Annotated in this window: 22 protein-coding genes and 1 pseudogene; 12 read left to right on the top strand and 11 right to left on the bottom strand. The window is 67.7% G+C overall.

Annotated elements, in window-relative coordinates; translation table 11 throughout:
* Positions 1-75: 75 nt before the first annotated feature.
* A complete protein-coding gene (locus GO999_RS03115; RefSeq protein WP_011002674.1) occupies positions 76-2,421 on the bottom strand; it encodes an NADP-dependent malic enzyme in 2,346 nt (781 codons plus the stop codon).
* 242 nt (positions 2,422-2,663) lie between these two features.
* On the opposite strand from GO999_RS03115, the gene thiL reads away from it, so the two are divergent.
* The 3 genes from thiL to GO999_RS03100 are packed head-to-tail and all read left to right on the top strand — an operon-like array spanning position 2,664 to position 4,762.
* Entirely contained in the window at positions 2,664-3,662 is a 999-nt protein-coding gene (gene thiL, locus GO999_RS03110; protein WP_019718244.1) for a thiamine-phosphate kinase, read from the top strand.
* A complete protein-coding gene (locus GO999_RS03105; RefSeq protein WP_019718243.1) occupies positions 3,659-4,237 on the top strand; it encodes a phosphatidylglycerophosphatase A family protein in 579 nt (192 codons plus the stop codon). Before thiL ends, GO999_RS03105 begins: the two co-directional genes overlap by 4 nt.
* A gap of 24 nt (positions 4,238-4,261) precedes the next feature.
* On the top strand, positions 4,262-4,762 hold the full coding sequence (locus GO999_RS03100) for a CinA family protein (RefSeq protein ID WP_011002677.1): 501 nt from the start codon (positions 4,262-4,264) through the stop codon (positions 4,760-4,762).
* A gap of 26 nt (positions 4,763-4,788) precedes the next feature.
* Here the strand turns inward: GO999_RS03100 and GO999_RS03095 are convergent.
* Positions 4,789-6,016 (bottom strand): annotated as a pseudogene (locus GO999_RS03095) (cation diffusion facilitator family transporter).
* Between the two features lie 34 nt (positions 6,017-6,050).
* Complete coding sequence (gene pyrF, locus GO999_RS03090) at positions 6,051-6,866, bottom strand: orotidine-5'-phosphate decarboxylase (protein ID WP_019718240.1); 816 nt, start codon at positions 6,864-6,866, stop codon at positions 6,051-6,053.
* Positions 6,867-7,085: 219 nt separating this feature from the next.
* On the opposite strand from pyrF, the gene corA reads away from it, so the two are divergent.
* Positions 7,086-8,048: a magnesium/cobalt transporter CorA gene (corA, locus tag GO999_RS03085; protein ID WP_011002681.1), complete on the top strand. Its 963-nt coding sequence runs from the start codon at positions 7,086-7,088 to the stop codon at positions 8,046-8,048.
* Positions 8,049-8,085: 37 nt separating this feature from the next.
* Here the strand turns inward: corA and GO999_RS03080 are convergent, their stop codons facing one another.
* The 8 genes from GO999_RS03080 to mpl form a co-directional block, all read right to left on the bottom strand.
* Positions 8,086-9,228: a pectate lyase gene (locus GO999_RS03080; RefSeq protein ID WP_211906529.1), complete on the bottom strand. Its 1,143-nt coding sequence runs from the start codon at positions 9,226-9,228 to the stop codon at positions 8,086-8,088.
* Positions 9,229-9,372: 144 nt separating this feature from the next.
* Positions 9,373-10,077 carry a monofunctional biosynthetic peptidoglycan transglycosylase gene (gene mtgA / locus GO999_RS03075; RefSeq protein ID WP_011002683.1) on the bottom strand — a complete coding sequence of 235 codons (705 nt, stop codon included), beginning with the start codon at positions 10,075-10,077 and terminating at the stop codon, positions 9,373-9,375.
* 18 nt (positions 10,078-10,095) lie between these two features.
* Positions 10,096-11,016 (bottom strand): shikimate dehydrogenase, encoded by a 921-nt coding sequence (gene aroE / locus GO999_RS03070; RefSeq protein ID WP_011002684.1) that lies wholly within the window; start codon positions 11,014-11,016, stop codon positions 10,096-10,098.
* Positions 11,013-11,927: an energy transducer TonB family protein gene (locus GO999_RS03065; RefSeq protein WP_011002685.1), complete on the bottom strand. Its 915-nt coding sequence runs from the start codon at positions 11,925-11,927 to the stop codon at positions 11,013-11,015. Before GO999_RS03065 ends, aroE begins: the two co-directional genes overlap by 4 nt.
* A 65-nt stretch (positions 11,928-11,992) precedes the next feature.
* Positions 11,993-14,074 (bottom strand): ribonuclease catalytic domain-containing protein, encoded by a 2,082-nt coding sequence (locus GO999_RS03060; RefSeq protein ID WP_011002686.1) that lies wholly within the window; start codon positions 14,072-14,074, stop codon positions 11,993-11,995.
* A 147-nt stretch (positions 14,075-14,221) separates the two neighbouring features.
* Entirely contained in the window at positions 14,222-14,809 is a 588-nt protein-coding gene (locus GO999_RS03055) for a chorismate--pyruvate lyase family protein (RefSeq protein ID WP_211906528.1), read from the bottom strand.
* Complete coding sequence (locus GO999_RS03050; RefSeq protein ID WP_011002688.1) at positions 14,806-15,438, bottom strand: YqiA/YcfP family alpha/beta fold hydrolase; 633 nt, start codon at positions 15,436-15,438, stop codon at positions 14,806-14,808. The genes GO999_RS03055 and GO999_RS03050 overlap by 4 nt, the downstream gene beginning before the upstream one ends.
* A 6-nt stretch (positions 15,439-15,444) precedes the next feature.
* Positions 15,445-16,830 carry a UDP-N-acetylmuramate:L-alanyl-gamma-D-glutamyl-meso-diaminopimelate ligase gene (mpl, locus tag GO999_RS03045; RefSeq protein ID WP_011002689.1) on the bottom strand — a complete coding sequence of 462 codons (1,386 nt, stop codon included), beginning with the start codon at positions 16,828-16,830 and terminating at the stop codon, positions 15,445-15,447.
* A 118-nt stretch (positions 16,831-16,948) separates the two neighbouring features.
* Here mpl and GO999_RS03040 point away from each other — a divergent pair, with 118 nt between their 5' ends.
* The 8 genes from GO999_RS03040 to tpx all read left to right on the top strand — a co-directional run bounded on the left by GO999_RS03040 (position 16,949) and on the right by tpx (position 23,944).
* On the top strand, positions 16,949-17,623 hold the full coding sequence (locus tag GO999_RS03040) for a hypothetical protein (protein WP_011002690.1): 675 nt from the start codon (positions 16,949-16,951) through the stop codon (positions 17,621-17,623).
* A 65-nt stretch (positions 17,624-17,688) separates the two neighbouring features.
* Positions 17,689-18,213, top strand: a complete 525-nt coding sequence (locus GO999_RS03035) for a TlpA family protein disulfide reductase (RefSeq protein WP_016723765.1) — start codon at positions 17,689-17,691, stop codon at positions 18,211-18,213.
* A 182-nt stretch (positions 18,214-18,395) separates the two neighbouring features.
* Positions 18,396-18,866 (top strand): type II 3-dehydroquinate dehydratase, encoded by a 471-nt coding sequence (aroQ, locus tag GO999_RS03030; RefSeq protein ID WP_071089854.1) that lies wholly within the window; start codon positions 18,396-18,398, stop codon positions 18,864-18,866.
* 135 nt (positions 18,867-19,001) lie between these two features.
* Positions 19,002-19,469, top strand: a complete 468-nt coding sequence (gene accB, locus GO999_RS03025; protein WP_011002693.1) for an acetyl-CoA carboxylase biotin carboxyl carrier protein — start codon at positions 19,002-19,004, stop codon at positions 19,467-19,469.
* Between the two features lie 136 nt (positions 19,470-19,605).
* Positions 19,606-20,976, top strand: a complete 1,371-nt coding sequence (accC, locus tag GO999_RS03020; RefSeq protein WP_011002694.1) for an acetyl-CoA carboxylase biotin carboxylase subunit — start codon at positions 19,606-19,608, stop codon at positions 20,974-20,976.
* A 14-nt stretch (positions 20,977-20,990) separates the two neighbouring features.
* Positions 20,991-21,887, top strand: a complete 897-nt coding sequence (gene prmA, locus GO999_RS03015; RefSeq protein WP_016723770.1) for a 50S ribosomal protein L11 methyltransferase — start codon at positions 20,991-20,993, stop codon at positions 21,885-21,887.
* Positions 21,888-21,973: 86 nt separating this feature from the next.
* Positions 21,974-23,407 (top strand): DUF3426 domain-containing protein, encoded by a 1,434-nt coding sequence (locus GO999_RS03010; RefSeq protein WP_020832697.1) that lies wholly within the window; start codon positions 21,974-21,976, stop codon positions 23,405-23,407.
* A 36-nt stretch (positions 23,408-23,443) separates the two neighbouring features.
* Positions 23,444-23,944, top strand: a complete 501-nt coding sequence (gene tpx, locus GO999_RS03005; RefSeq protein ID WP_020832698.1) for a thiol peroxidase — start codon at positions 23,444-23,446, stop codon at positions 23,942-23,944.
* Positions 23,945-24,019: the final 75 nt, after the last annotated feature.

Raw genomic sequence — 24,019 nt, 5'->3', positions numbered from 1 at the left:
TGAGCGCACGCAAACCTTCCAGGCAAAAAAAAGGGAGCGCAGCATCGTGCGCTCCCCTCCTCATGGCGCCCTGCTTCAGCGTTGCGCCTGTGCTGCGGCGTCCACGACAGTCAGTGCCGTCATGTTCAGAATGCGGCGCACCGTGGCCGACGGCGTCAGGATGTGCACCGGACGCTTGGCACCCAGCAGGATCGGGCCGATGGCGATGTTGTTGCCGGCCGCCGTCTTCAGCAGGTTGTAGGCGATGTTGGCGGCGTCGATGTTCGGCATCACCAGCAGGTTGGCTTCGCCGGTCAGCGTGGAATCCGGCACCAGCGAGTCGCGCAGCTTCTGGTCGAGCGCGGCATCGCCGTGCATTTCACCGTCCACTTCCAGTTGCGGGGCACGTTCACGCAGGATGGCGAGGGTTTCACGCATCTTGGCGGCAGAAGGCGCCTCGGACGAGCCGAAATTCGAGTGCGAAACCAGCGCCACCTTCGGCTTGATGCCGAAACGGCACAGCTCTTCAGCGGCCATGATGGTGATCTCGGCCAGTTGCTCGGCGCTCGGATCGATGTTGACGTGCGTGTCGGTCAGGAAGATCTGGCGGCCCGGCAGCACCAGGCCGTTCATCGCCGCGTACACGCAGTTGGTGCCGCCGATGACCTGGTCGATATAGCGCAGATGGGCGGCGGTGTTGCTGACCGTACCGCAGATCATGCCGTCGGCCTCGCCCTTGTGGATCATCACGGCGCCGATCAGCGTGGAACGGCGGCGCACCTCCAGCTTGGCGTACTGCGGCGTGACGCCCTTGCGCGCCATCAGCTTGTAGTAGGTCTCCCAGTACTCGCGGAACCGCTGGTCGTGCTCGGGGTTGACGATGGTGAAGTCGACGCCCTCGCGCAGGCGCAGGCCGAAGCGCTCGATGCGATGGGCGATCACGCCCGGGCGGCCGATCAGGATCGGGTTGGCCAGCTTCTCATCGACGACGACCTGCACGGCGCGCAGCACGCGCTCCTCTTCGCCCTCGGCGAAGACGATGCGCTTGTGCTCCATCGGCACCTTCTTGGCCGTCGAGAAGATCGGCTTCATCAGCGTGCCCGAGTGGTAGACGAACTGCTGCAGGTGCTGGCGATAGGCGTCCATGTCCTCGATCGGGCGCTGCGCCACGCCGGAGTCCATGGCGGCCTGCGCCACCGCCGGCGCGATCTTCACGATCAGGCGCGGATCGAAGGGCTTCGGAATCAGGTATTCCGGTCCGAACGACAGGTCCTGGATGCCGTACGCCGTGGCAACGATGTCGCTCTGCTCCTGGCGGGCCAGCTCGGCCACGGCGTGCACGGCGGCGACTTCCATCTCGCGCGTGATGGTGGTCGCGCCCACGTCCAGCGCACCGCGGAAGATGAACGGGAAACACAGGACGTTGTTGACCTGGTTCGGGTAATCGGTGCGGCCGGTGCCCATGATGACGTCCGGGCGCACTTCCTTGGCCAGCTCCGGCATGATTTCCGGGTTCGGGTTGGCCAACGCGAAGATGATCGGCCGGTCGGCCATGCGCTTGACCATGTCCTGCTTGAGCACGCCGGCGGCGGACAGGCCCAGGAAGATGTCGGCGCCGTCGATGACCTCGGCCAGCGTGCGCTTGTCGGTTTTTTGCGCGAAGACGGCCTTGTCCGGGTCCATCAGCTCGGTACGGCCCTCGTAGACCACGCCGGCCAGGTCCGTCACCCAGATGTTCTCGCGCGGCAGGCCCAGGTCGACCAGCAGGTCCAGGCAGGCCAGCGCGGCCGCGCCGGCGCCCGAGGCCACCAGCTTGACCTGCTTGATGTCCTTGCCGACCACCTTCAGCGCGTTGGTGATGCCTGCGCCCACCACGATGGCGGTGCCGTGCTGGTCATCGTGGAAGACGGGAATCTTCATGCGCTTGCGCAGCTCGCGCTCGACGAAGAAGCACTCCGGCGCCTTGATGTCTTCCAGGTTGATGCCGCCGAAGGTCGGCTCCAGCGAAGCGACGATATCGACCAGCTTCTGCGGGTCTTTTTCGTTGATCTCGATGTCAAACACATCGATCCCGGCAAACTTCTTGAACAGGCCCGCCTTGCCTTCCATGACCGGCTTGGCGGCTTCGGGGCCGATGTCGCCCAGGCCGAGCACGGCGGTGCCGTTGGTCACCACGGCGACCAGGTTGCCGCGGGCGGTGTAGCGGAAGGAGTTGGAGACGTCGGCGACGATCTCCTCGCAGGCCGCGGCGACGCCGGGGGAGTACGCCAGGGCCAGGTCGCGCTGGTTGGACAGCGGCTTGGTCGGCGTCACGGAAATCTTGCCCGGGGTCGGAAACTCGTGGTACTCCAGCGCGGCCTTGCGCAAGGCGGCGCGTTGTTGCGCCTTGAGTTCTTCGTCCGTGCGGGCGGGCTGTTGAGGCTGGGTATCCACCGTGGTCATGAGGTGTCTCTCGTCATCGGGTGGTCGACACGGGTCGACCGTCACATCCGGCGGGCCACCGAATCACCACACAACGGGATCACGGGATTGCGGTCCGCCTCCTTGGGCCCGTCATTTTATATAGTGAAAACTGATCTCACAACGGGATTTTGGGTGGGGGTGTTGTGCGCATTCGCTACAATATTCCACCCGTCCTGACACGGCACCCCCGGGCTTGCCCCATTCCTGCCTCCGTCAAAGCCGTGCTGAAGCCCCCTGTCCCTGCCGATTCCGCTGAACACCTGTCCGAATTCGGGCTGATCCGCCGGTATTTCACCCGACCGGCGCGGCACGCCACGCTCGGCGTCGGCGACGATTGCGCGCTGCTCGGCCCGCGCCCCGGTCACGAACTGGCGATCTCCACCGACATGCTGGTCGCCGGTCGCCACTTCTTTGCCGATGCCGAGCCGCGCGCGCTCGGCCACAAGGCGCTGGCGGTCAACCTGTCGGACCTGGCCGCGATGGGCGCCGAGCCGCGCGCCTTTACGCTGGCCATGGCGCTGCCGGCGGCCGATCCGGCCTGGCTGGGCCCGTTCGCCGACGGCCTGCTGGCGCTGGCCGACGCCTTTCACTGCGAACTGATCGGCGGCGACACCACGCGCGGGCCGCTGACGCTCAGCCTGACGGTCTTCGGCGACGTTCCGGCCGACCTCGCGCTGCGCCGCGATGCTGCCCGCCCGGACGACGACCTGTGGGTCTCCGGCACCGTGGGCGATGCACGCCTGGCACTGGGCGCGCTGCGCGGCGAATGGCCGCTCGCGCCCGAGGCGCTGGCCCGGGTGCAGCCGCGCATGGATGCGCCCACGCCCCGCGTGGCGCTGGGCCTGGCGCTGCGCGGCATTGCCCGGGCGGCACTGGACGTGTCCGATGGGCTGCTGGGCGACCTGGGCCACATCCTGGCCCAATCGCAGGTCGGGGCGACCGTCGAGGTGGATCGCGTGCCGCGCTCCGCCACGCTAGCCGAGGAGCCGCCGGCGCGCCAGCTGCAGTGCATGCTGGCCGGCGGCGACGACTATGAACTCTGCTTCACGGCCCCCGCCGGCCTGCGCGAGGCCGTGCTGGCGGCGGGGCAGCGCGCCGGCGTCCCGGTCACCCGCATCGGACGCATCGACGCCGAGCCCGGCCTGCGGCTGATCGACGCGCACGGCAAACCGGTCGCGTTCAGCCAGGCCGGATTCGACCATTTCTCTTCCACATCATGATGTCTTCCGCCCCCTTCCCACCCTCCACCCCGCCCAGCCAGCCCGAGACCGTGGTTCTCGAGGCCGGCCAGACCGCGCAGGTGCGCCGCCCGACGGCACGCTTCATGTTCGGCCACCCGGCGCGCATCCTGGCGCTGGGCTTCGGCTCGGGGCTGTCGCCGGTGATGCCCGGCACGATGGGCACGCTGTACGCCTGGCTGGTCTACGCGGTGCTTTCCCGCTGGATCGCGGGCCCCGGCTGGCTGCTGATCGCCGCCATCGGGTTCGTGATCGGCATCGGGGCCTGCGCCCGCACCGCGCGCGACCTGGGCGTGGCCGACCACGGCGCCATGGTGTGGGACGAAATGGTGGCCTTCTGGCTGGTGCTGGCCTTCGTCACGCCGACCACGCTGGGCGGGCAGTTCGCCGCCTTCCTGTGGTTCCGCTTCTTCGATATGGTCAAGCCCGCGCCGATCCGCTACTACGACCGCGCGCTCAAAGGCTTCGGCCTGCGCGGCGGCTACGGCGTGATGGTCGACGACATCCTGGCGGCGTTCTACACGCTGCTGGTGTTTGCGCTATGGCGCTCGTTCTGACGCGACTCCAGGGGGGAGAACGACATGGCTGAATCCCGCGCGCTGGCGCAACTGGCCGAACTGGTGGGCGACACGCTGCACAAGCGCAGTCTGATGGTGGCGACGGCGGAATCGTGCACCGCCGGGCTCGTCGGCGCGGCCATCACCGACATCCCGGGCGCGTCCGCGTGGTTCGAGCGCGGCTTCGTCACGTATTCGAACGAAGCGAAATCGCAGATGCTGGGCGTGCCGGCCACGCTGATCCGCGAGCATGGCGCGGTGAGCGAGCCGGTGGCGCACGCCATGGCCGAAGGCGCCGTGCTCAACAGCCGCGCACAGGTAGCACTGGCCGTGACGGGCGTGGCGGGACCGACCGGCGGCACGCCCGACAAACCCGTCGGCATGGTGTGCTTCGGCTGGAGCAACCGCCTGCAGACGCGGGTGGAAACCCGCCACTTCAAGGGCGACCGCAAGCAGATCCGGCTACAGGCCGCCGAGCACGCGCTGCGCGGCCTGCTGGACTTCCTAGACGCCGCGGAAAGCTAGAGCGGAACGCGCAGCACCGCGACCGCCTAAGCGTGGGCGGGCACCTGCCTGGCCAGTTCGCAGCAGTGGTTCACATCCACGGTCACGTGGGCGAGCACGTCGACATGCGCCATCCTGGCCTTGCAATGGCCCGGGCTTTACGGCGACAGGCTGGCCAGCACGATCACGCAGGCGAACTTGCCCGGCCCGACGCGCCACAGGTGCAGGTCGTTCACCACTACGCCGGGCTCGGTTTCCAGCGCGCGCCGGACGGCATCCTGCAGCTCCGGCGCGTCGCCGCGATCCAGCAGCACGCTGCCCGCGCGCCTGAGCAGGCTGTAGGCCCACTACCCGATCACCCGCGCCGACGATCCCGACCACCGGGTCGATCCAGCGCAGCCCCAGGTACTTGCCGGCAAACAGCGCCATCAGCGCCAGCGCCGACGTCGCCGCATCGGCCACGACGTGCAGATAGGCGGCGCGCAGGTTCAGGTCGTGGTGATGATGGGGGTGGCCATGATCGCCATGCGCGTGCGCACGCGCGGCGTGGCTGCGGCGATGCAACGCGGCCTCCTGCGGATGGTCCCGATGGCGATGCTCATCGTGGTCGTGTTCCGGCTCGTGCTTGTGATCGTGCTCATGGCGATGGTCGCGGTCGTGGTCGCGATGGCGGGTCTCGTGTTCGTGGGTGTCGTCGCGCTCCTTGTCGCGTTCTCTGTCGCGATCGCGGTCGTCGTCATGGCGGCGCGTGCCGGCCGCCGGCCCGGACGCATGGGCATGGCCGTGGTCATGGTCGTGCGCGCCGGCCAGCCACAGGGCGCAGACGACGTTGACCGCCAGACCGACGGCCGTGACCCACAGGGCCTCGCTGTAATGGATGCCGACCGGCGCGAGCAGACGCTGCGCCAACTCCACCGCCATCAGCACGCCCACCACGCCCAGCAGCAGCGCGCTGGCGAAGCTGCCGAGGATCTCGATCTTCCAGGTGCCGAAGGTGAAGCGCGGGTCTTCGCCCAGGCGGCGCGCGATCACGTAGGCCACCAGCGCGATGCCCAGCGCCAGCACGTGCGTGCTCATGTGCCAGCCGTCGGCCAGCAGCACCATCGAGCCGGTCCACCAGCCGCCGCCGATCTCCGCCATCATCATCACCGCCGTCAGCTGCACAGCGTACAGCGTGCGGCGCTCGGCGCGCGGGCGGTCTTCCACGAAGCGGTGCGAATGGCGCCATGCTGCGGCGTCGTGTCCGTGCAGGGTCGGCTGGGCGGCGTGGCTCATGGCGTCCTCGCGGCAACCGGGCCGGGCTGGCCGGTCAGTTGCGGTACTGGTTGATCTGGTCGCGCGTGGCCTGCGCGACACCGCGGGCGGCATCGGCGAAATCGCTGTCGCTGCTGGCGTACAGGATGGCGCGCGACGAGTTGATCATCATGCCGGTGCCGTCGGCGGTGCGGCCGGCGCGCACGGTGGCCTCGATGTCGCCGCCCTGGACGCCGATGCCCGGGATCAGCAGCGGCATGTCGCCGACGATCTCGCGCACCCGCCGGATTTCCTGCGGGAAGGTCGCGCCCACCACCAGGCCCATCTGGCCGCTGGTATTCCACGCGTCGCGGGCGCGCTCGGCCACCACCTGGTAGACCGGGCGACCGTTCGTCTCGAGGAACTGCACGTCACTGCCGCCGGCGTTGGAGGTGCGGCACAGCACGATCACGCCCTTGTCGGGATGCACCAGGTACGGCTGCATCGAGTCGAAGCCCATGTAGGGGCTGACCGTGACGGCATCCGCCCGGTAGCGCTCGAAGGCTTCCTTGGCATAGTGCTCGGCGGTGGAGCCGATGTCGCCGCGCTTGGCGTCGAGGATGACGGGGATGCCGGGATAGGCCTCGTGGATGTATGCGATCAGCTGCTCGAGCTGGTCTTCGGCGCGCTGCGAGGCGAAATAGGCGATCTGCGGCTTGAACGCGCAGACCAGGTCGGCGGTGGCGTCGACGATGGCGCGGCAGAACGAGAAGATCGCCCCGCCCGTGGTGGTCAGCGACGCCGGCAGGCGCGCCGGGTCCGGGTCCAGCCCCACGCACAGCAGGGAATTGTTGCGCTGCCAGGCGGCGGCCAATTGTTCGGTGAATCGCATGGTGTCGGGAAATAGTGAGGCGCGGCGGGCTGCCGCATGGCTTGCTGGCATTTTACCCGCCGGCCACCGCTGCGGCGGTATCTCCCTGGGCGTCGCATGGACCCCACGCATGCCGGCCGATCCGCCGTTTCCGGCTGAATCCGCTGCGTCTTTACGCTACACTCGGCGCGTTTTTGGCGCACCCAGCCGCCTGATCGCCCCAGTTCCAAGGACATCCGCATGATCAACCTGTTCGTTGTGCAAAAAGGCCGTCTCGCGCAAGAACAGGTCGAGGACCGCAACGAACTGCTGCAGCACAAGCCGATCTGGATCGACGTGATCGATCCGGACGACGAAGAGCTGGCCTGGATCAAGGACACCTACGGCGTGGTGCTGCCCGAGCTGGAACAGCTGGGCGACCTGGAGGCCTCCGCCCGCTACTTCGAGGGCGAAGACAGCCACATCCACATCCGCACCGACTTCCTGCTCGACGAAGAGACCAGCTCGCGCAACGTGCGCGTGGCCTTCGTGCTGACCAAGGACGTGCTCTTCTCGATCCACGACGAAGACCTGCCGGCGTTCCGGCTGGTGCGCATGCGGGCGCGGCTGCGGCCCGGCTCGGTGCGCAACGCCAAGGACGTGCTGATGGACCTGTACGCCACCGACGCGGAATACTCGGCCGACTCGATCGAAGAAGTCTACGAACGCCTGGAAGACGCCAGCAAGCGTGTGCTGGCCGACGAAGTGACCGACCAGGCCGCCGCCGACGTGCTCGAGATCATCGCCCGCGTGGAAGACCTCAACGGCCGCATCCGCCGCAACGTGATGGACACGCGCCGCGCGGTGTCCTTCCTGCTGCGCAGCCAGATGCTGTCGCCCGACCAGCAGGACGAGGCGCGCCAGGTGCTGCGCGACATCGACTCCATCGAGAACCACACCGCCTTCCTGTCCGACAAGGTCAACTTCCTGATGGACGCCACGGTCGGCTTCATCAACATCAACCAGAACAAGATCATCAAGCTGTTCTCGGTGGTCTCGGTGGCGCTGATGCCGCCGACCCTGATCGCCTCGATCTACGGCATGAACTTCAAGGTGATGCCGGAGCTGGACTGGGCGGAGGGCTACCCCTATGCGATCGTGCTGATGATCGTGTCGGCGGCGATCCCGCTGGTGTATTTCCGGCGCAAGGGCTGGCTGAAATAGGCCGCACCCGGCGGCGCGGCCCGCTCCAGCGGCAGCATCAGCCCGAGTAGGCCTTGTAGCTCACCTTGTTGGTGCCTGTGACTTGGCTCTTGTCGGGAGCCAGTCCATCGAAGGGCGCATCCGATTTCACATCGTCCGAGAACGACGCAGTCGAGAACTTGGAATCGGTCCGGAAAACCGCCTCCGACACGTTCTGGAAATTCGAATCCTGGACGTTGACCGTCGCCTTAATCTGCGTATCACCACCGTTGGTACGGAAGACCTTGCCGGCGCCGTTGACATACATGCCTTTCACCTGCAGGTCAACGTCGCCGTTGATCTGAGCGAGCTTATCCTTGGCGCCATAGAAGGCGCTGTTGGTGATCTCCACTTTGGGCGTTCCTCCGGGGATCGACGCCGGATCGATCCCGGCGATCTTGGCATCATGCGCGCGGTTCTTGGCGCCATCGATGGTGATGGCATCTTCGCCCACTTGGCGGTTCACGACGCGGTCCAGCTTGGCACTGCCCAGCAGGTGGATGCCGTCGCCGCCGGAATACTGCACGTTCTTGAGCGTCGCGCCGGGCTCCAGAATGAACAGCGGCTTCTGGTGCTCGTTCTGCGAACCGTCGCCCATCTCCTTGGTCGGGCGGTAGTACTTGCCGCCGCCGTCGAACGTCTCGCCAGCCTTGACGACGATCGGCTTGCTGACGTCGACCACGCCGGTCGGCTCGGGCGGCTTGACGCCGTAGGCCACCTTGCCCTCGGTCGCGGAGGTGGACGTGGGCGTCGGGGCCGTGCCGGTCGTGGGCGAAGTGGAAGACGGCGCCGTCTGCGTGTCCGGCGTGGAAGCCGAAGTGTTGTGCTTGCCGTTGTTGGGCTTGTTGGCCGGCAGTTCGAGGTCCGGCTGCGCAGGCGAATTGGCGTGCGGCGAACCGAAGCGGCCGTTTTCACCGAACCCGTTCGAGCCGCCATGATGACCGCCGCCGTGGCCGCCAGCGTGGTTCTGGCCGGCGTTGTCGGCGCCCGGCTGGTTCAGCATGTTCCCGAACAGCTTGCGCGCTTCGAGCTGCTGCAAGACCTGGTCGAGCAGTTGTACTGCGCGCTGGAGCTGGCTGGTATCGATACTGGAACCCGCATCGTGATTCCACGTCGAGGGCGTCTGGAAATGGTTGTTCGGGCGATCAATCTGGATGGACATGACTGTCTCGGCAAGAAAGGTTGGGGGAGCCCGCGCCCCTCGCGTGAGGCGCGTTGGACAGTTGTACCTTTCAGGCCCCTTCAACCTCGCTCCGAAACCGCAACTGAGTGCAGGTTTACGAAGCCCCCGCGTGCCTGAGCCGGGTCAGTCCGGCAGGGTCGCCGAGCCCATCCGGTTGGCGATGACCGTCGCCTTGCGCGTGAAACTGATGTGGACATTGGCGCAGTAGCGCTTCTTGTCGAAGCACTTGGGCGCCGGCAGCGCCGCGGCCAGTCGCGCGGCCTGGCCCACCGTCAATTGCGATGCCGGCCGTTTGAAGTAATGCTGCGCCGCCGCCTCGGCGCCGAAGACGCCCTCGCCCCACTCCACCGAATTCAGGTAGATCTCCAGGATGCGCTCCTTGTCGAGCCAGAACTCCAGCATCCACGTGATGACGAGCTCCTCGCCCTTGCGCAGGTAATGGCGCTCGCCGGAGAGGAACAGGTTCTTGGCCAGTTGCTGCGTGATGGTCGAGCCGCCCGCCACCACGTGGCCGCGCCGCTTGTTCTTTTCCCAGGCGTCGAGCATGGCGTCGACTTCCCAGCCGGAATGCGAGACGAAATCGGCGTCCTCGCTGGCGATGACGGCGCGCTTGAGGTTGCGCGAGATCTGGTCGTACGGCACCCAGCGATGGTCGATCCCGCAGGTAACGAGATTGGCACCGCACAGCCGCATCCGCTCGGCCCGCATGAACGCCGACGAGGCGGGATTGAAGACCTGCCAACTGGCGATGGCGGCGAAGAAATACAGGTTGAGCGCGACCACGCCCGCCGCAAAGCAGCCGATCACGTAGCCGAGCCAGCGCATCATGGTGCGGGCTGCGGGCGCTCAGCGCTGATGCGCGCGCGCGGCCACGGCCGCCTCGCCCTGCAGCCCCTCGCGCATGGCTTGTAGCACGGGGGCGGTGTCGGGGCGCATGCCGCGCCAGACCAGGAACGATTCCGCCGCCTGCTCCACCAGCATGCCCAGGCCGTCCCACGCGCGGGCACCATGCCGCTTGGCGAACTGCATGAACACCGTCGGCTGCGAGCCGTACATCATGTCGTAGGCCAGCGCGTTGGGGCCGAACACGGTCGGCTCGATGGGCGGCACCTGGGCCTGCAGGCTGCCCGCGGTCGCGTTGATGACGACATCGAAGACGTCGCTGACGGCCAGGTCGTCGAAGCCGCCGCCCACCAGCTCGACCTCGTGCAGCTTGGCCGCTGCCTCGAAGCGCTGCACCAGCCCGATGGCGCGATCGGCTGTGCGATTGGCGATGAACACGCGCGACGGCTTGTGCTCCAGCAGCGGCAGCAGGATGCCGCGCGCCGCGCCGCCCGCGCCGAGCAGCAGCACGCGCTCACCCGCCAGCGGGTTGCCGATGTTGTGCGTGATGTCGCGCATCAGGCCGACGCCATCGGTGTTGTCGCCGAAAATCGCATCGCCGTCGAACTTGAGGGTGTTGACGGCGCCGGCCGACTCCGCACGCAGCGACAGCGAGGTCGCCAGTGCGTACGCATCGAGCTTGAACGGCACCGTCACATTGAGCCCCCGCCCGCCCTCACGGATGAACGAGAACACGGTCTCGTCAAAGGCAATCAGCTCGGCATAGATGCGCTCATAGCGCATCAGCTGGCCGGTCTGCTGCGCAAAGGCGGCATGGATGGCCGGCGACTTGCTGTGCGAGATCGGATTGCCGATCACACCGTAGCGATCGACTGGCGGGGCGCTGGCGGCCGCGAGAATGGCCGCCTGTTCAAACGATATCATCGGGTCTGCAGGCGGGTTTCCAGGCCGGCGCGGGTGAACTTGAAGGTGGCGACCACGTCCTGGATGTCGACGCGCTTGCGCATCTCGACCGGGAAGGCGCCGAACGGCGCGGTCGAGCGCACGATGGCCACCGCCTGGCGATCCAGCGCCGGATTGCCCGAGCTCTTGGCCACTTCGATGCCTTCGATCTTGTAGCCGTCCTGGTTGTAGCCGAGCTGGCCGTCGCGGTTGACGCTGATCACGATGATCAGTTCGCCGTAGAGCGGCCGGCCGTTCAGGCTGGGGAAGTTGGCCGTGCCGTGCGTCTCGATCTTGCGGCGAACGGCGTCGTAATAGCGGGCGTAATCGGCCTGCCGCGCGCTGGCCGCGGTCAGCACGTTGCGGCGCGGGCGCTTGGCGTAGTTTTCGAGGTTGCGATCGATCTCGGCCTGCAGGCGGGCGATCTCGTCCTGGGTGGTGCGATCGTCGGTGCCGTTGGTGGGCGACGGCTGCGGCTGCTCGCCGGGCTTGACCGTGTGGGCATTGACCAGCGGCGCGGGGCTGCGCGACTGCGTCAGCAGGCGACGCTGTTCCTCTTCCAGGTATTCGATGCGACGCTGCGTCAGCTTGATGACGTCGCCGGTCTGCTGCTCGGTTTCGGCGGGCAGCGGGGTGGTGGCGCGCTGCCGGTCATATTCGCCGCCGCCATTGAGATTGACCTGTGCCACGGCGGTGGGCTTGGCCGGCGCGGTGGACGACTTGGCGTTGACCAGCACCACGTCCAGCCCCGGATCGTCGCGCTTGATATCGAATGCCTCGGGCGCGACCACGCGCACGAAGAGCAGCAAGACATGCAAGAAAAGCGACGCCACCAGTGCCTTGGTAAGCGTGCTGCTGCCGGACCAATCCGGACGGTTTGCGAGGGCGGCCATGGGGCGGGTCTTCCTGGGTGTTGCGGGTCGTGCGAAGGCGTGAAAACGTCAGACTGCGATTGTAGTTAGCTGGCGGCAGACGTTCCATCGTCCTGCTGCGGCGGCGCCACAGCATCGCCGGTCTCGGCGCGGATTTCTTCTCCATCGGCGGCCGGCTGGGGTTCGGCCGGCGCTTCCGCTTCGGCTTGCGCCAGCTCGTCCTCCAGCGCGGCGGCCTCCACCTCGGCATCCGCTGCCGGGGCAAGCACCTCGACCACGCGGCACGACACTTCCAGGCCGATCTCGTCGATCTCCAGCACGTCGAGCACGACGTGCGTGCCGCGCGCGGTCTGCGCCAGTTCCGGCACCCGGGTCATCAGCGGGATCTCGGCGAAGCGCACCATGCCTTCCTTCAGCACCACGGCCTGCGTGCGGGTGCGCGCTTCCTGCTTGAGCCAGCGCAGGCACCAGTAGCGCTCCATGGTCGACTGGTGCGCAGCGTAGGCGGCATACGTGGCCTCGAAGTCGGCCACGGCGGCGAGCAGGTCGGCATCCTTCGGCTTGAAGGGCGCGACCAGCTTGGCCATCACGCCGTGCTGCGCCACCGCCGCGATCTGCCACTGGTTGACCAGATCAACGTAGCGGCGCAGCGGCGAGGTGCTCCACGCGTATTGCGCCACGCCCAGCCCCTCGTGCGGCGCCGGGTAGGTCTGCATGCGCGTGCGGTGCATGCCCCACGCCTTCTGCGTGCGGTAGATGCCCGGCACGCCGGCATCGGCCAGCATGCGGCCCCAGGTGCTGTTGGCGAGAATCATCAGCTCGGCGACGATCTTGTCCAGCGGCGAGCCGCGCTTGCGCTGCTCGATGCGGATGCGCTCGCCGCCGCCCTCGGCTTCGGGGATCGGGTCCAGGTAGAAGCTGTAGTCGCCCTTCTGCGCGCCTTCCGGCTTCAGGCCGCTGGCGATGCGTGCCTGCTGGCGGGCATCGTACAGCGCGCCCGCGAAGGGCCACAGGACGGCGAGTTCGTCCTTGAACGGGTAATCGCCGGTGCCGGCAGCCAGCGCCTCGGCGGTGACGATCTCGTCCAGCAGGTTGTGGCGCAGGTTGGCCGCCACCGTCACGATCTCGCAGCGCGTTTCGCTGGCGCTCACCGCCCAGGTGGCGCGATCGACCGTCACATACAGCGACAGCGCCGGGCACGCGCGCCCTTCCTGCAGCGTGTAGCGATCCACCACCGACTCCGGCAGCATGGTGATCTTGTCGCCGGGGAAATACACGGTGGACAGCCGCTGGCGCGCGATCGCGTCCAGCGCTTCGCCGCGCTGGATGCCGAAACCGGGCGCCGCGATGTGGATGCCGATACGCACTGTGGCCGCATCAAGCGGCGTGACCGAAATCGCATCGTCGATTTCCGTGGTGGTCACGTCGTCGATGGAGAAGGCGCGCACGTCGGCGACCGGCAGGTCGAGCGCCGGCTCCGGTACCGTCACGTCGGGAAAGCCGATGCCTTTCGGGAAACACTCCGACAGGAAACGCGCCTCGTGCAGCGCACGCGCATTGGCGATGCCGCCGACCGCCACCATCAGCCGCATCGGCGACATCCCGAGCGCCGTGCACGCGGCATCGAACGCCTTGAATTCGATGCTGTTCTTGTCGGGCTTGAACAGCAGCTGCAGCGCCTTGCCGCGGAAGGCTTCGGGCAGGCGCATGGCCTTCAGCTCGGCTTCGTAGGCGGCCTGCTGCGCGGCCTGCTGCTTCTTGCGCTCCAGCCCGGCGAGCGCCGCCTTGAGCTGGTCTTCGGGCGCCCGCTGGTAGCGGCCCCGGCCCTTGCGGCGGAAATAGACAGGCGAGCCGTGCAGCGCGATCGCAAGCGCCGCTTGCTGCGTGGCATCGGCGTCGGTGCCGAAGTACTCGCCGGCCAGATCGGTGAAGCCGAACTCCTCGGCGGGCGCGCATTCCCACAGGAAATCCAGGTCGATCTCCGACGACAGCGCCTGCGCGGCCTGCGCCAGTTCACCGGCCGACGGCTGGGCGAACTGCAGCAGCACATCACGCGACTTGACCTTGGCGCGCTTGGCGCTCGGCAATTCGACCTGATAGGCCTCGCCCTGCTGGGACAAGACGGTGCCTGCGCGGATCTCGCCGCCTTCTTCAAACAGCAACTGCATGGAATCGTCTGGATCGCGGCCCGAACGCCGCCAAGAATGGGTGGAATCGCCGCGCGCCCCGGATGGAACCGGCCTGCGCCGCAACGACAAAAGACGGGGGCGATGATACCGCACCGGACGGCCATCCGGCCCGCCCGATCGCCCGCATCACATCATGGGCGGCGGGTCGAACACCGCCAGTGCCGGCAAGAACACTTCCGTCACCAGCATCGCGCTAACGCCGCGGCGGAACACTGAACGGCGCGCCGGCAGCCGCGCCATGGCGCCCGGCAGCGTGCCGCCCAGCGCTGCGTGGGCCCGTTTGACCAGCGGATGCCGGCCATCCAGCAGGGCGAATTCGAAGGCCCCCCGGGCAACGCGCGGGTCGGCGAACAGCGCATGCCCGAGCGGCTGAGTGCCGAGCGCCCTCAGGAACGGCCAGTCTGCCGCCACGCTGCGCGGATGCACGATCGTATGCGCGTAGACCACCGGCGCCTCGTCGCAGATCAGCAGCACCTCGCGCGCCAGCGTCTCGGCGGCGCGGGGCAAGCCCAGGCACCGCCACTCGTCGCGCAGCGGCAGGGCTCGCCCCTGGCCGAGCAGTTCGACACGAAACGAAGACGATGCCGCACGCAGCCGCGCCGTCAGTGAATTCACGCCGACCGCCCAGCGCGCCCAATGCCGGCCATACACGGCCATGGGCGGCAAGGCCCCGCGCCACGGACTGCGCGGGTACGACATGGCGGCCCCGCTCATGCGCCGGCCTGGCGGTCGAAAGGATGGGCGGCCAATAATCCGGCCGGAACGCCGCAGAAGACCAGCACTTCGTCCATATAGCGGGCGAAATCGCTGATGCCGTGGTCGCCGCCGTCGATGACGCGGGTGGCAGCGCCCGGAAAGTGGGCGAGCATCTCGCGGTAGTCGAGCACTTCATCGCCGGTGGCAGCCAGCAAGTAGTAGCGCTCGGGCTGCGTAATGGCCGTGACCGCCAGCGCGTGCAACTCATCCAGGTGGTGCGGTTCGACCCGGATGGTGCCGCCGCCGTGCCACAGCGGTTGTTCACCGACGTACTTGGCGAGGTCACGGTCGGGGCGTGTGGCGGGGTTCAGCATGGCGGCGCGCAGGCCATGGCGTTCGGCCAGCCAGGTGGCGTAGTAGCCGCCCAGCGAAGAGCCGATCAGGGCGGGAGCGACGCCATCCCGGCTGGACAGGTCCGCGATCAGCGCCTCGATCTCGGCCATCGCCTGGCGAGGCGAGACGGGCAGCATCGGACACGCGTAGGCATGCGCCAGCCCGACAGCGGCCATCCGCTGGCCCAGCAGCTGCGCCTTGAACGAGCGCGGCGACGAGCGGAATCCGTGCAGATAGAGGATGGAAGCCGGCATATCGCGTCAGTTTGCCGCACCGACCCGCTCACCCAGGGCATCCAGCAATTTCTGGTGGACGCCGCCGAAACCGCCGTTGCTCATCACCAGCACGTGGTCGCCGGGTCGGGCGGCCGCCGTCACGGCCTCGACCAGCGCAACGAGGTCGGAGAACGCCTGGGCCCGCTCGCCCAGCGGCGCCAGGGCGCCGGCAAGATCCCACCCGATCGCGTCGCGGCCGCCGGCGGCGCCGTAGGCAAACACCTGGTCCGCGCCCTCCAGGCTGGCGGGAAGCTGCTGCTTCATCACGCCCAGCTTCATGGTGTTGGAACGTGGCTCCAGCACGGCCAGGATGCGCGCGGCGCCCACCCGACGGCGCAGGCCGTCGATGGTGGTGCGGATGGCGGTCGGGTGGTGGGCAAAATCGTCGTAGACGGTGATGCCGTCCACGGTGCCGCGCACCTCCATGCGCCGTTTCACATTCTCGAAACGGGCCAGGCTTTCAATGGCCTGGGCGGGCGGCACGCCGACATGGCGCGCCGCGGCGATGGCGGCCAGCGCATTCATGCGGTTGTGGTCGCCCTGCAGCGGCCAGCGCACCCGGCCTTGAACCTGCCCGTCGAGCATGACGTCGAAGCTGTCGTCATCGCCAAGATTGGCAATGGCCCAGCCTGCGCTGTCTTCCGCACCGAAAAACTCGGCTTCCGACCAGCATCCGCGTGCAAGTACGCGCTTCAGGCTGTCTTCCCGGCCGTTGACCAGCAGGCGGCCCTGACCGGGAACGGTGCGCACGAGATGGTGGAATTGCGTCTCGATAGCGGCAAGATCGGGAAAGATGTCCGCGTGATCGAACTCGAGATTGTTCAGAATGGCCGTACGGGGACGGTAATGGACGAACTTGCTGCGCTTGTCGAAGAAGGCCGTGTCGTATTCGTCGGCCTCGATGACGAAGAAATCGGACGCCGTCAGCCGCGCCGACAACCCGAAGTTGCGCGGCACGCCGCCCACCAGGAAGCCCGGGTCATAGCCGGCGTCCTGCAGAATCCAGGCGAGCATCGACGTGGTGGTCGTCTTGCCGTGCGTGCCGGCTACAGCGAGCACCCACTTCTGCCGCAGCACATTGTCGCCCAGCCACTGCGGCCCCGAGACATAGGGCAGGTTGCGGTCGAGGATGGCTTCCATCAGCGGGTTGCCCCGCGAGATCACATTGCCAATCACATACAGATCGGCACCGACCGACAACTGCGCCGGATCGAAGCCCTCGATCAGCTCGATCCCCTGGGCTTCGAGCTGGGTGCTCATCGGCGGGTAGACGTTGGCGTCGCAGCCGGTGACGCGGTGCCCGGCCTGGCGGGCGATGAGGGCGATCCCGCCCATGAAGGTGCCGCAGATTCCAAGGATGTGGATATGCATGGGAGCCATCTCAACTACGTTGCGCGGCATTGTACCCGCTGGCTCCGGCGATGCCGCGACCGTTTTCCGGGGCACGCCGGAGGCGGGCGGCGGCGTCCGGTTCAGTAAAATGAGAGCCATGTCCAAGCGTTCCCCCCTCGATCCCGCCCGCGTGCGGGAAGAAATCGCAATCGCCGCTGCCCGCATGATCGCGGAAGATGGCGCCGACTACGCCACCGCCAAGCGCAAGGCCGCCCGCCAGGTGCTCGGCACCGACTCGCGCGCCGCGGGCGAATGGCTGCCCGACAACGAGCAGATTGAAGCGGAAGTCCGCGAATACCAGGCGCTGTTTCAGGCCGACTCCCAGCCCCGCGTACTCGCGCTGCTGCGCCGCATCGCCGTCGTGCTGATGGAGGGTCTTGGGCCGTACAACCCGTATCTGGTGGGCGCGGTCTTCAATGGCACCGCGAGCGAGCACTCCGACATCCACCTGCAGGTGTTCTGCGACAGCCCGAAGGATGTGGCGATCTTTCTGCTCAACGCCGGCGTGGATTTCGACACGACAGAAAGCGCTCACTTCGCCGGCCGCGACGAAGTGGAGACCCTCAGCTTCCTGTGGCGCGGCCAATGGCCCGCCGGGCAGGAAGCGCGTGCGCTGGCGAGCGCGCTGCGTGCCGAGACCGGTACGCCGGTCGGCGTCCACGTCGCCCTCTACGACCTGAACGATGTGCGCGGTGCCCGGCGTCCCGACGCCAGCGGCAAGTCCCTGCGCGGCGACATCGCAGCCGTGCGCGCGCTGCTCCCGGAAGGGTGACCGGCAGGAGGAGTACAATCCGCCCCGCCGCCGCTCTCTATATAGACTGCGCCTCCACCTCCAGCATGTCCCGACGCCAAACCCTGATCGCCCTCATCCTGGCCGGCATCGTCGCCGCGGTGCTGGGCGTGTACGCCGGCCATCGGGCCACGCAGCCCAGGCCGCCGGCCGACGGTGCCGTCGCCGCGTTCTTCGATGCCCGGCTGCCGGACGCCAACGGCACGCCGATCGACCTCTCGGCATTCCGCGGCCAGCCGGTGGTGATCAATTTCTGGGCGCCCTGGTGCGGCCCTTGCGTGGAGGAGATGCCGGAGCTGTCGGCGCTGGCGCAAGAGCAGAAGGCCCGGGTGAAGTTCATCGGGATCGGAATCGATTCGGCGGCCAACATCCAGGCGTTCCTGGGCAAGGTGTCGGTCACCTACCCCATCGCCGTGGCCGGTTTCGGAGGCACCGAATTGGGGCGGCAGCTCGGCAACCAGGCCGGCGGCCTGCCCTTTACCGTGATCCTGAATGCACAGGGCGAGATCACGTTCCGCAAGATGGGCCGCGTCCATGCCGACGAACTGCGTGCCGCCCTGCAGCGTACGTGAATCCGTAATAACGTCATATGGCCGTCATGTGCGCGTAACATCCCTCCTTCCCGCACCAAATCCGGCAGCACATGCGCAACATCGGTGAAAACACCGATTTCCCGACATCTTTTCAGCAAAAACTAGACAAAGCATTCTAAGTTGCTGTAAATTGCGCCCAATTTCGCCCATCCAGTCAAACCGTGGCTGACAAACCGATCGCCAAAGCGGCCCACAGCGTGCTGGTCCTGCACGGCCCCAACCTCAATCTGCTGGGAACGCGCGAGCCGGAAGTCTACGGCGCAACCACACTGGCCGACATCAACGCAGCCCTCGCCGAACGCGCGAGCGCGAGCGGCGTGTCGCTGGCGCATTTCCAGTCGAACCACGAGGGCGCGCTGGTCGACCGCATCCAGGCGGCCAAGAGCGAAGGCATCGCGTTCATCATCATCAACCCGGCCGCTTACACGCACACGAGCGTGGCGCTGCGCGATGCGCTCGCCGGGGTGGCGATTCCGTACATCGAGGTCCACCTGTCGAACGTGCATCGCCGTGAGCCGTTCCGCCACCATTCGTACCTGGCGGACCAGGCGGTGGGCGTGATCTGCGGGCTGGGCTGGCACGGCTACCTGGCCGCACTGGATTACATCGTGAGTCAACACGGCGGTGGCTGATCTGCCACCACTTTTCCCTTTTATTTCAACCCTTCAATCAACGCAACGAGCCAGCGCCTGGAGCGCGTCCCGCCGAAGAGCCATTCGCGCGCGACCTTCCTTGCCCCAGATCGCAGACGCTGCAGGAGAACGTTCATGGATTTGCGCAAGCTGAAAACGCTGATCGACCTGGTGGCCGAATCGGGCATCTCGGAGCTCGAAGTCACCGAGGGCGAGGGCAAGGTCCGCATCGTCAAGTCGGCACCGCAGGTGATCGCGCAACCGATGCAGTACGCGCCGATGCCCGCCCCGATCGCTCCGGTGACAGCCGCCGCCGCGGCCCCGGCCGTGACCGCCAGCGCGGAAGCCGCCGCCCCGGCCCTGCCGGCCGGCCACATCGTGACCTCGCCGATGGTCGGCACGTTCTATCGCTCGCCGTCGCCGGGTGCCGCGGCGTTCGTCAACGTGGGCGACACCGTCAAGGAAGGCCAGACGCTGTGCATCATCGAAGCGATGAAGCTGCTGAACGAGATCGAAGCGGACAAGGCCGGCGTGATCAAGGACGTCCTGGTCGAGAACGGCCAGGCCGTCGAATACGGCCAGCCGCTGTTCGTGATCGGCTGATCTCCCGGCATCGGCATCTCATCATCGTGCGGCGGGCCTGTCCTGCCGCATCCGAGTGCGATCCGGCGCGCGGACCCCAAGAAGAACACGGTCCGGCCAACGCGCCCTCGCCTCCCCCTTTTGTAGCGAGAACACGATGTTCGACAAGATCCTGATCGCGAATCGCGGCGAGATCGCGCTTCGCATCCAGCGAGCCTGCCGCGAACTCGGCATCAAGACCGTGGTGGTCTATTCCGAGGCGGACAAGGAAGCCAAGTACGTCAAGCTGGCCGATGAGGCCGTCTGTATCGGCCCGGCGCCGTCGCCGCTGTCGTACCTGAACATGCCGGCCATCATCTCGGCCGCCGAAGTGACCGACGCCCAGGCCATCCACCCCGGCTACGGCTTCCTGTCGGAGAACGCCGACTTCGCCGAGCGCGTGGAGCAGTCCGGCTTCACCTTCATCGGCCCGACGCCCGACTGCATCCGCCTGATGGGCGACAAGGTCTCGGCCAAGCAGGCCATGATCAAGTCCGGCGTGCCGTGCGTGCCGGGCTCGGAGGGCGCGCTGCCCGACGACCCGAAGGAAATCCTGGCGACCGCCCGCAAGGTCGGCTACCCGGTCATCATCAAGGCCGCGGGCGGCGGCGGCGGCCGCGGCATGCGCGTGGTCCACACCGAGGCCGCGCTGATCAACGCCGTCAACATGACGCGTGAAGAAGCCGGCCGTGCCTTCGGCAACCCGGAAGTCTATATGGAGAAGTTCCTGGAGAATCCGCGCCACGTGGAGATCCAGGTCCTGGCCGACCAGCACCGCAACGCCATCTGGCTGGGCGAGCGCGACTGCTCGATGCAGCGCCGCCACCAGAAGGTGATCGAGGAAGCGCCGGCACCGCACATCCCGCGCCGCCTGATCGAGCGCATCGGCGACCGCTGCGCCGATGCCTGCAAGAAGATCGGCTACCGCGGCGCCGGCACGTTCGAGTTCCTGTACGAGAACGGCGAGTTCTACTTCATCGAGATGAACACGCGCGTGCAGGTCGAACACCCGGTCACGGAAATGATCACCGGCATCGACATCGTGCAGGAGCAGATCCGCGTGGCAGCCAATGAAAAGTTGCGCTTCCGCCAGAAGGACGTCGTCCTGAAGGGTCACGCCATCGAGTGCCGCATCAACGCCGAGGATCCGTACAAGTTCACGCCGTCCCCCGGCCGCATCACGTCGTGGCACGTGCCGGGCGGCCCCGGCATCCGTGTGGATTCGCACGCCTACAACGGCTATTTCGTGCCGCCCAACTACGACTCGATGATCGGCAAGGTGATCTCGTACGGCACCACGCGCGAGCAGGCCATCGCCCGCATGCGCATCGCCCTGTCGGAGATGGTGGTCGAAGGCATCCAGACCAACGTGCCCCTGCACCGCGACCTGATGCTCGACGCCAACTTCGTCGAAGGCGGCACCAGCATCCACTACCTGGAGCACCGCCTGGCGCAGCAGGAAGTGGCCAAGGGCGGCGGCAAGGCCTGAGCGGAACCGGACCCATGACCTACCGCGAATGCGTGCTGGAAGTCGCGCGCGATGATGCCGAGGCGCTGTCCGAGGCGTTGTTCGACCTGGGTGCGCTGTCGGTGTCGGTGGAAGACGCCGATGCCGACACGCCCGACGAGGAGCCCCTGTTCGGCGAGCCCGGCCACGAGCCGACGCGCCTGGCCTGGAACCGGTCCCGCGTGGTCGCCCTGCTGGGCGATGACGCCGACCCGGCGCTGCTGGTGGCCGCCGCGGCCAACGCCATCGGCCTGTCCGCCGCGCCCGCCTACACCGTGCGCGAGGTCGAGGAGCAGGACTGGGTGCGCCTGACGCAGTCGCAGTTCGAGCCGATCCATATCGGCGAGCACATCTGGGTGGTCCCTTCGTGGCACGATGCGCCAGAACCCGAGGCGGTGGTGCTGGAGCTCGACCCCGGCCTCGCCTTCGGCACCGGCAGCCACCCGACCACGCGGCTGTGCATGGAATGGCTGGAGCAACACGTCCAGCCCGGCGAGCGCACGCTGGACTACGGCTGCGGCTCGGGCATCCTCGCCATCGTCGCCAAGAAGCTCGGCACGGGCGAAACCGTCGGCGTCGACATCGACCCGAACGCCGTGGAAGCCTCGCGCTACAACGCCGAACGCAACCGCGTCGAGGCCGGCTTCAGCCTGCCGGGCGATGCGCCCGAGGGCACGTTCGATCTGGTCGTCGCCAATATCCTGTCGAACCCGCTCAAGCTGATGGCCTCGATGCTGTGCGCACGCGTGCGCCCGGGCGGAAGGCTCGTGCTGTCGGGCGTGCTGGAGCGCCAGGCGGAAGACGTTGCCGCGGCGTATGCCGACGCGATCCCGCTGTCGGTGTGGCGCGCGCGTGACGGCTGGGTCTGCCTGCACGGTGTGAAACCCGCATAAAAAGTGCGGCCCGGCGCGGCGAAAGGTCGACGCTGGGCCCATGGTCTGCAATACTCGCGCGGTCGGCTTTTTTCTCTCCAACCTGCATGGCATCCGCGCCACGTCTCGCCGCCCGCTGTCCTGCCTGTCATACCGCCTTCCGCGTCGTCGCCGATCAGCTGCGGCTGCGCGGCGGTCTGGTCCGCTGCGGACGCTGCAATCACGTCTTCGATGGGCGTGCCCACCTGATCGAGCTCGATACGTCATCCGGCGAGAGCGCAGCGCAAGCAGCCGCGCCCCAGCCACCGGAGCGACATGAGCCGGTATCCGCCGCCGCGCCCGCGGCCGCCGAGCCGCATCCCGCCGAGCCGGCCTCCGCCGATGAAGACGACCATGGCTTCGGCATCACGCTGACCTGGGAAGAGGAGATCGCCGAAGTCCACCTGGGCGAAGTCGAAGGCGCCGAAGCCGACCCCGGCACGCAGCCGATCGCTCCGGATACGCGCTCGCCGGCCGCACCGACCACACCGGCTGCGCCCGCCGCGCAAGCGGAGCCGCCCAAGGCGAAGCCCAGCACGCCGGCCGAGGCCGAGCCGGTGGCGGCGCAACCGGAAACACCCGTCGAGCCGCCAGCCCCGGCCGACCCGTTCCACGGCTTACCGCCGCTGCTCAATCTGGACGACGACGAGGACAACTTCGCCGCCGCCGTCCCCGTGCGGCCGTCCGCCGAGCCGGCGGCCGCGCCGGTCGCGGCACCATCGTCCCTGCCGGAACCGCCTGCCAAGGCGACCCAGGCCCCGGCTCCAGCCGCTGCCGAGAGGCACGATTCCACCTGGCTGCGCCGCGAGGCCGATCCGCATACGCTGTTCGCACCGGTGCCGCGCCGCCAGGGCCGCCGCGCCCCGGAAGCGGAAGCGCATGCCGAGCCCATCCCGCAGCGCACCGTCACCGGCGCCCCGCGTCCGCGCAAGATGCGCGGGCCGAACCATGGCGTGTCGGCCGCCACGCTGGATTTCCTGCGGGCCGCGCAGGCGCGCGAACAACAGCGCAAGTCTTCGGGCCGCCGTGCCGTGGCGCGGGTGGCGATCGGCCTGCTGGTGGTGACCGCGGTTGCGCAGTTGCTCTTTCTCGGCCGCACGGAGATCGCCACGCGCGTGCCGGCCACGCGCGCGCTGTGGGATCGCCTGTGCCAGCCGCTGCACTGCGACGTGCCGCCGCCGCGCGATCTCGATGCGCTGCAGATCGAGTCGTCGCAGATGCTGCGCCAGGAAGGCGATGCCTCCGACCAGTACGTGCTGACCGCCACGCTGCGCAACGGCTCGGACGGCCCGGTCGCGCTGCCCGCCATCGAGCTGGTCACCACCGACCTGCAGGACCAGTTGCTGGCGCGCCGCGCGCTGCTGCCCACCGACTACCTGGGCCCCGCCGACGCGGCCTATCGCAAGACCGGCCTGGCCGCCCACGCCGAGTTGCCGATTCGGGTACGATTCCAGTCCCAGCGCCCGACGGCCAACTACCGGGTCCTGATTTTCTACCCCTGATTCCCTGTTGAACTGTATAGAAGGAGCAAGCACACCATGGCAAACGTGACCCTTGGCGGCAATCCGATCGAAGTTGGCGGCGCCCTGCCGTCCGTTGGCGCGAAGGCCCCGGCGTTCACCCTGGTCGGCAAGGACCTGAAGGATGTGTCGCTGGCCGACTTTGCCGGCAAGCGCAAGGTGCTGAACATCGTGCCGAGCCTGGACACGCCGGTGTGCGCCACCTCCACGCGCAAGTTCAACGAAGCCGTCTCCAAGCTGGACAACACCGTGGTGTTCTCCATCTCCGCCGACCTGCCGTTCGCGGCCGGCCGCTTCTGCACGACCGAGGGCCTGGACAACGTGGTGCCGCTGTCGACCTTCCGTGATGCCGGCTTCAAGCAGGCCTACGGCGTCGACATCAAGACCGGTCCGCTGGCCGGCCTGACCGCGCGCGCGGTGGTGGTGCTCGATGCCAACGACAACGTGCTGCACGCCCAGCTCGTGCCTGAAATCAAGGAAGAGCCGAACTACGACGCTGCCCTGGCGGCGCTGAAGTAAGCTTCGTCGAAGCGGTCCTTTCCGTATCCCGTTCATCACACGGCCGTCCAGTGGACGGCCGCATTCTTATCTGGA

The organism is Ralstonia nicotianae (assembly GCF_018243235.1).
Taxonomy (GTDB): domain Bacteria; phylum Pseudomonadota; class Gammaproteobacteria; order Burkholderiales; family Burkholderiaceae; genus Ralstonia; species Ralstonia nicotianae.
This window is presented reverse-complemented; position numbering and strand designations above follow the sequence as displayed.

Excerpts from the sequence above, each read along its gene's own strand:
- GO999_RS03115 (WP_011002674.1), bottom strand. The coding sequence starts at position 2,421 with ATGACCACGGTGGATACCCAGCCTCAACAGCCCGCCCGCACGGACGAA.
- GO999_RS03105 (WP_019718243.1), top strand. The coding sequence starts at position 3,659 with ATGATGTCTTCCGCCCCCTTCCCACCCTCCACCCCGCCCAGCCAGCCC.
- GO999_RS03100 (WP_011002677.1), top strand. The coding sequence starts at position 4,262 with ATGGCTGAATCCCGCGCGCTGGCGCAACTGGCCGAACTGGTGGGCGAC.
- pyrF (WP_019718240.1), bottom strand. The coding sequence starts at position 6,866 with ATGCGATTCACCGAACAATTGGCCGCCGCCTGGCAGCGCAACAATTCC.
- corA (WP_011002681.1), top strand. The coding sequence starts at position 7,086 with ATGATCAACCTGTTCGTTGTGCAAAAAGGCCGTCTCGCGCAAGAACAG.
- GO999_RS03080 (WP_211906529.1), bottom strand. The coding sequence starts at position 9,228 with ATGTCCATCCAGATTGATCGCCCGAACAACCATTTCCAGACGCCCTCG.
- mtgA (WP_011002683.1), bottom strand. The coding sequence starts at position 10,077 with ATGATGCGCTGGCTCGGCTACGTGATCGGCTGCTTTGCGGCGGGCGTG.
- aroE (WP_011002684.1), bottom strand. The coding sequence starts at position 11,016 with ATGATATCGTTTGAACAGGCGGCCATTCTCGCGGCCGCCAGCGCCCCG.
- GO999_RS03065 (WP_011002685.1), bottom strand. The coding sequence starts at position 11,927 with ATGGCCGCCCTCGCAAACCGTCCGGATTGGTCCGGCAGCAGCACGCTT.
- GO999_RS03060 (WP_011002686.1), bottom strand. The coding sequence starts at position 14,074 with ATGCAGTTGCTGTTTGAAGAAGGCGGCGAGATCCGCGCAGGCACCGTC.
- GO999_RS03055 (WP_211906528.1), bottom strand. The coding sequence starts at position 14,809 with ATGAGCGGGGCCGCCATGTCGTACCCGCGCAGTCCGTGGCGCGGGGCC.
- GO999_RS03050 (WP_011002688.1), bottom strand. The coding sequence starts at position 15,438 with ATGCCGGCTTCCATCCTCTATCTGCACGGATTCCGCTCGTCGCCGCGC.
- mpl (WP_011002689.1), bottom strand. The coding sequence starts at position 16,830 with ATGCATATCCACATCCTTGGAATCTGCGGCACCTTCATGGGCGGGATC.
- GO999_RS03040 (WP_011002690.1), top strand. The coding sequence starts at position 16,949 with ATGTCCAAGCGTTCCCCCCTCGATCCCGCCCGCGTGCGGGAAGAAATC.
- GO999_RS03035 (WP_016723765.1), top strand. The coding sequence starts at position 17,689 with ATGTCCCGACGCCAAACCCTGATCGCCCTCATCCTGGCCGGCATCGTC.
- accB (WP_011002693.1), top strand. The coding sequence starts at position 19,002 with ATGGATTTGCGCAAGCTGAAAACGCTGATCGACCTGGTGGCCGAATCG.
- accC (WP_011002694.1), top strand. The coding sequence starts at position 19,606 with ATGTTCGACAAGATCCTGATCGCGAATCGCGGCGAGATCGCGCTTCGC.
- prmA (WP_016723770.1), top strand. The coding sequence starts at position 20,991 with ATGACCTACCGCGAATGCGTGCTGGAAGTCGCGCGCGATGATGCCGAG.
- GO999_RS03010 (WP_020832697.1), top strand. The coding sequence starts at position 21,974 with ATGGCATCCGCGCCACGTCTCGCCGCCCGCTGTCCTGCCTGTCATACC.
- tpx (WP_020832698.1), top strand. The coding sequence starts at position 23,444 with ATGGCAAACGTGACCCTTGGCGGCAATCCGATCGAAGTTGGCGGCGCC.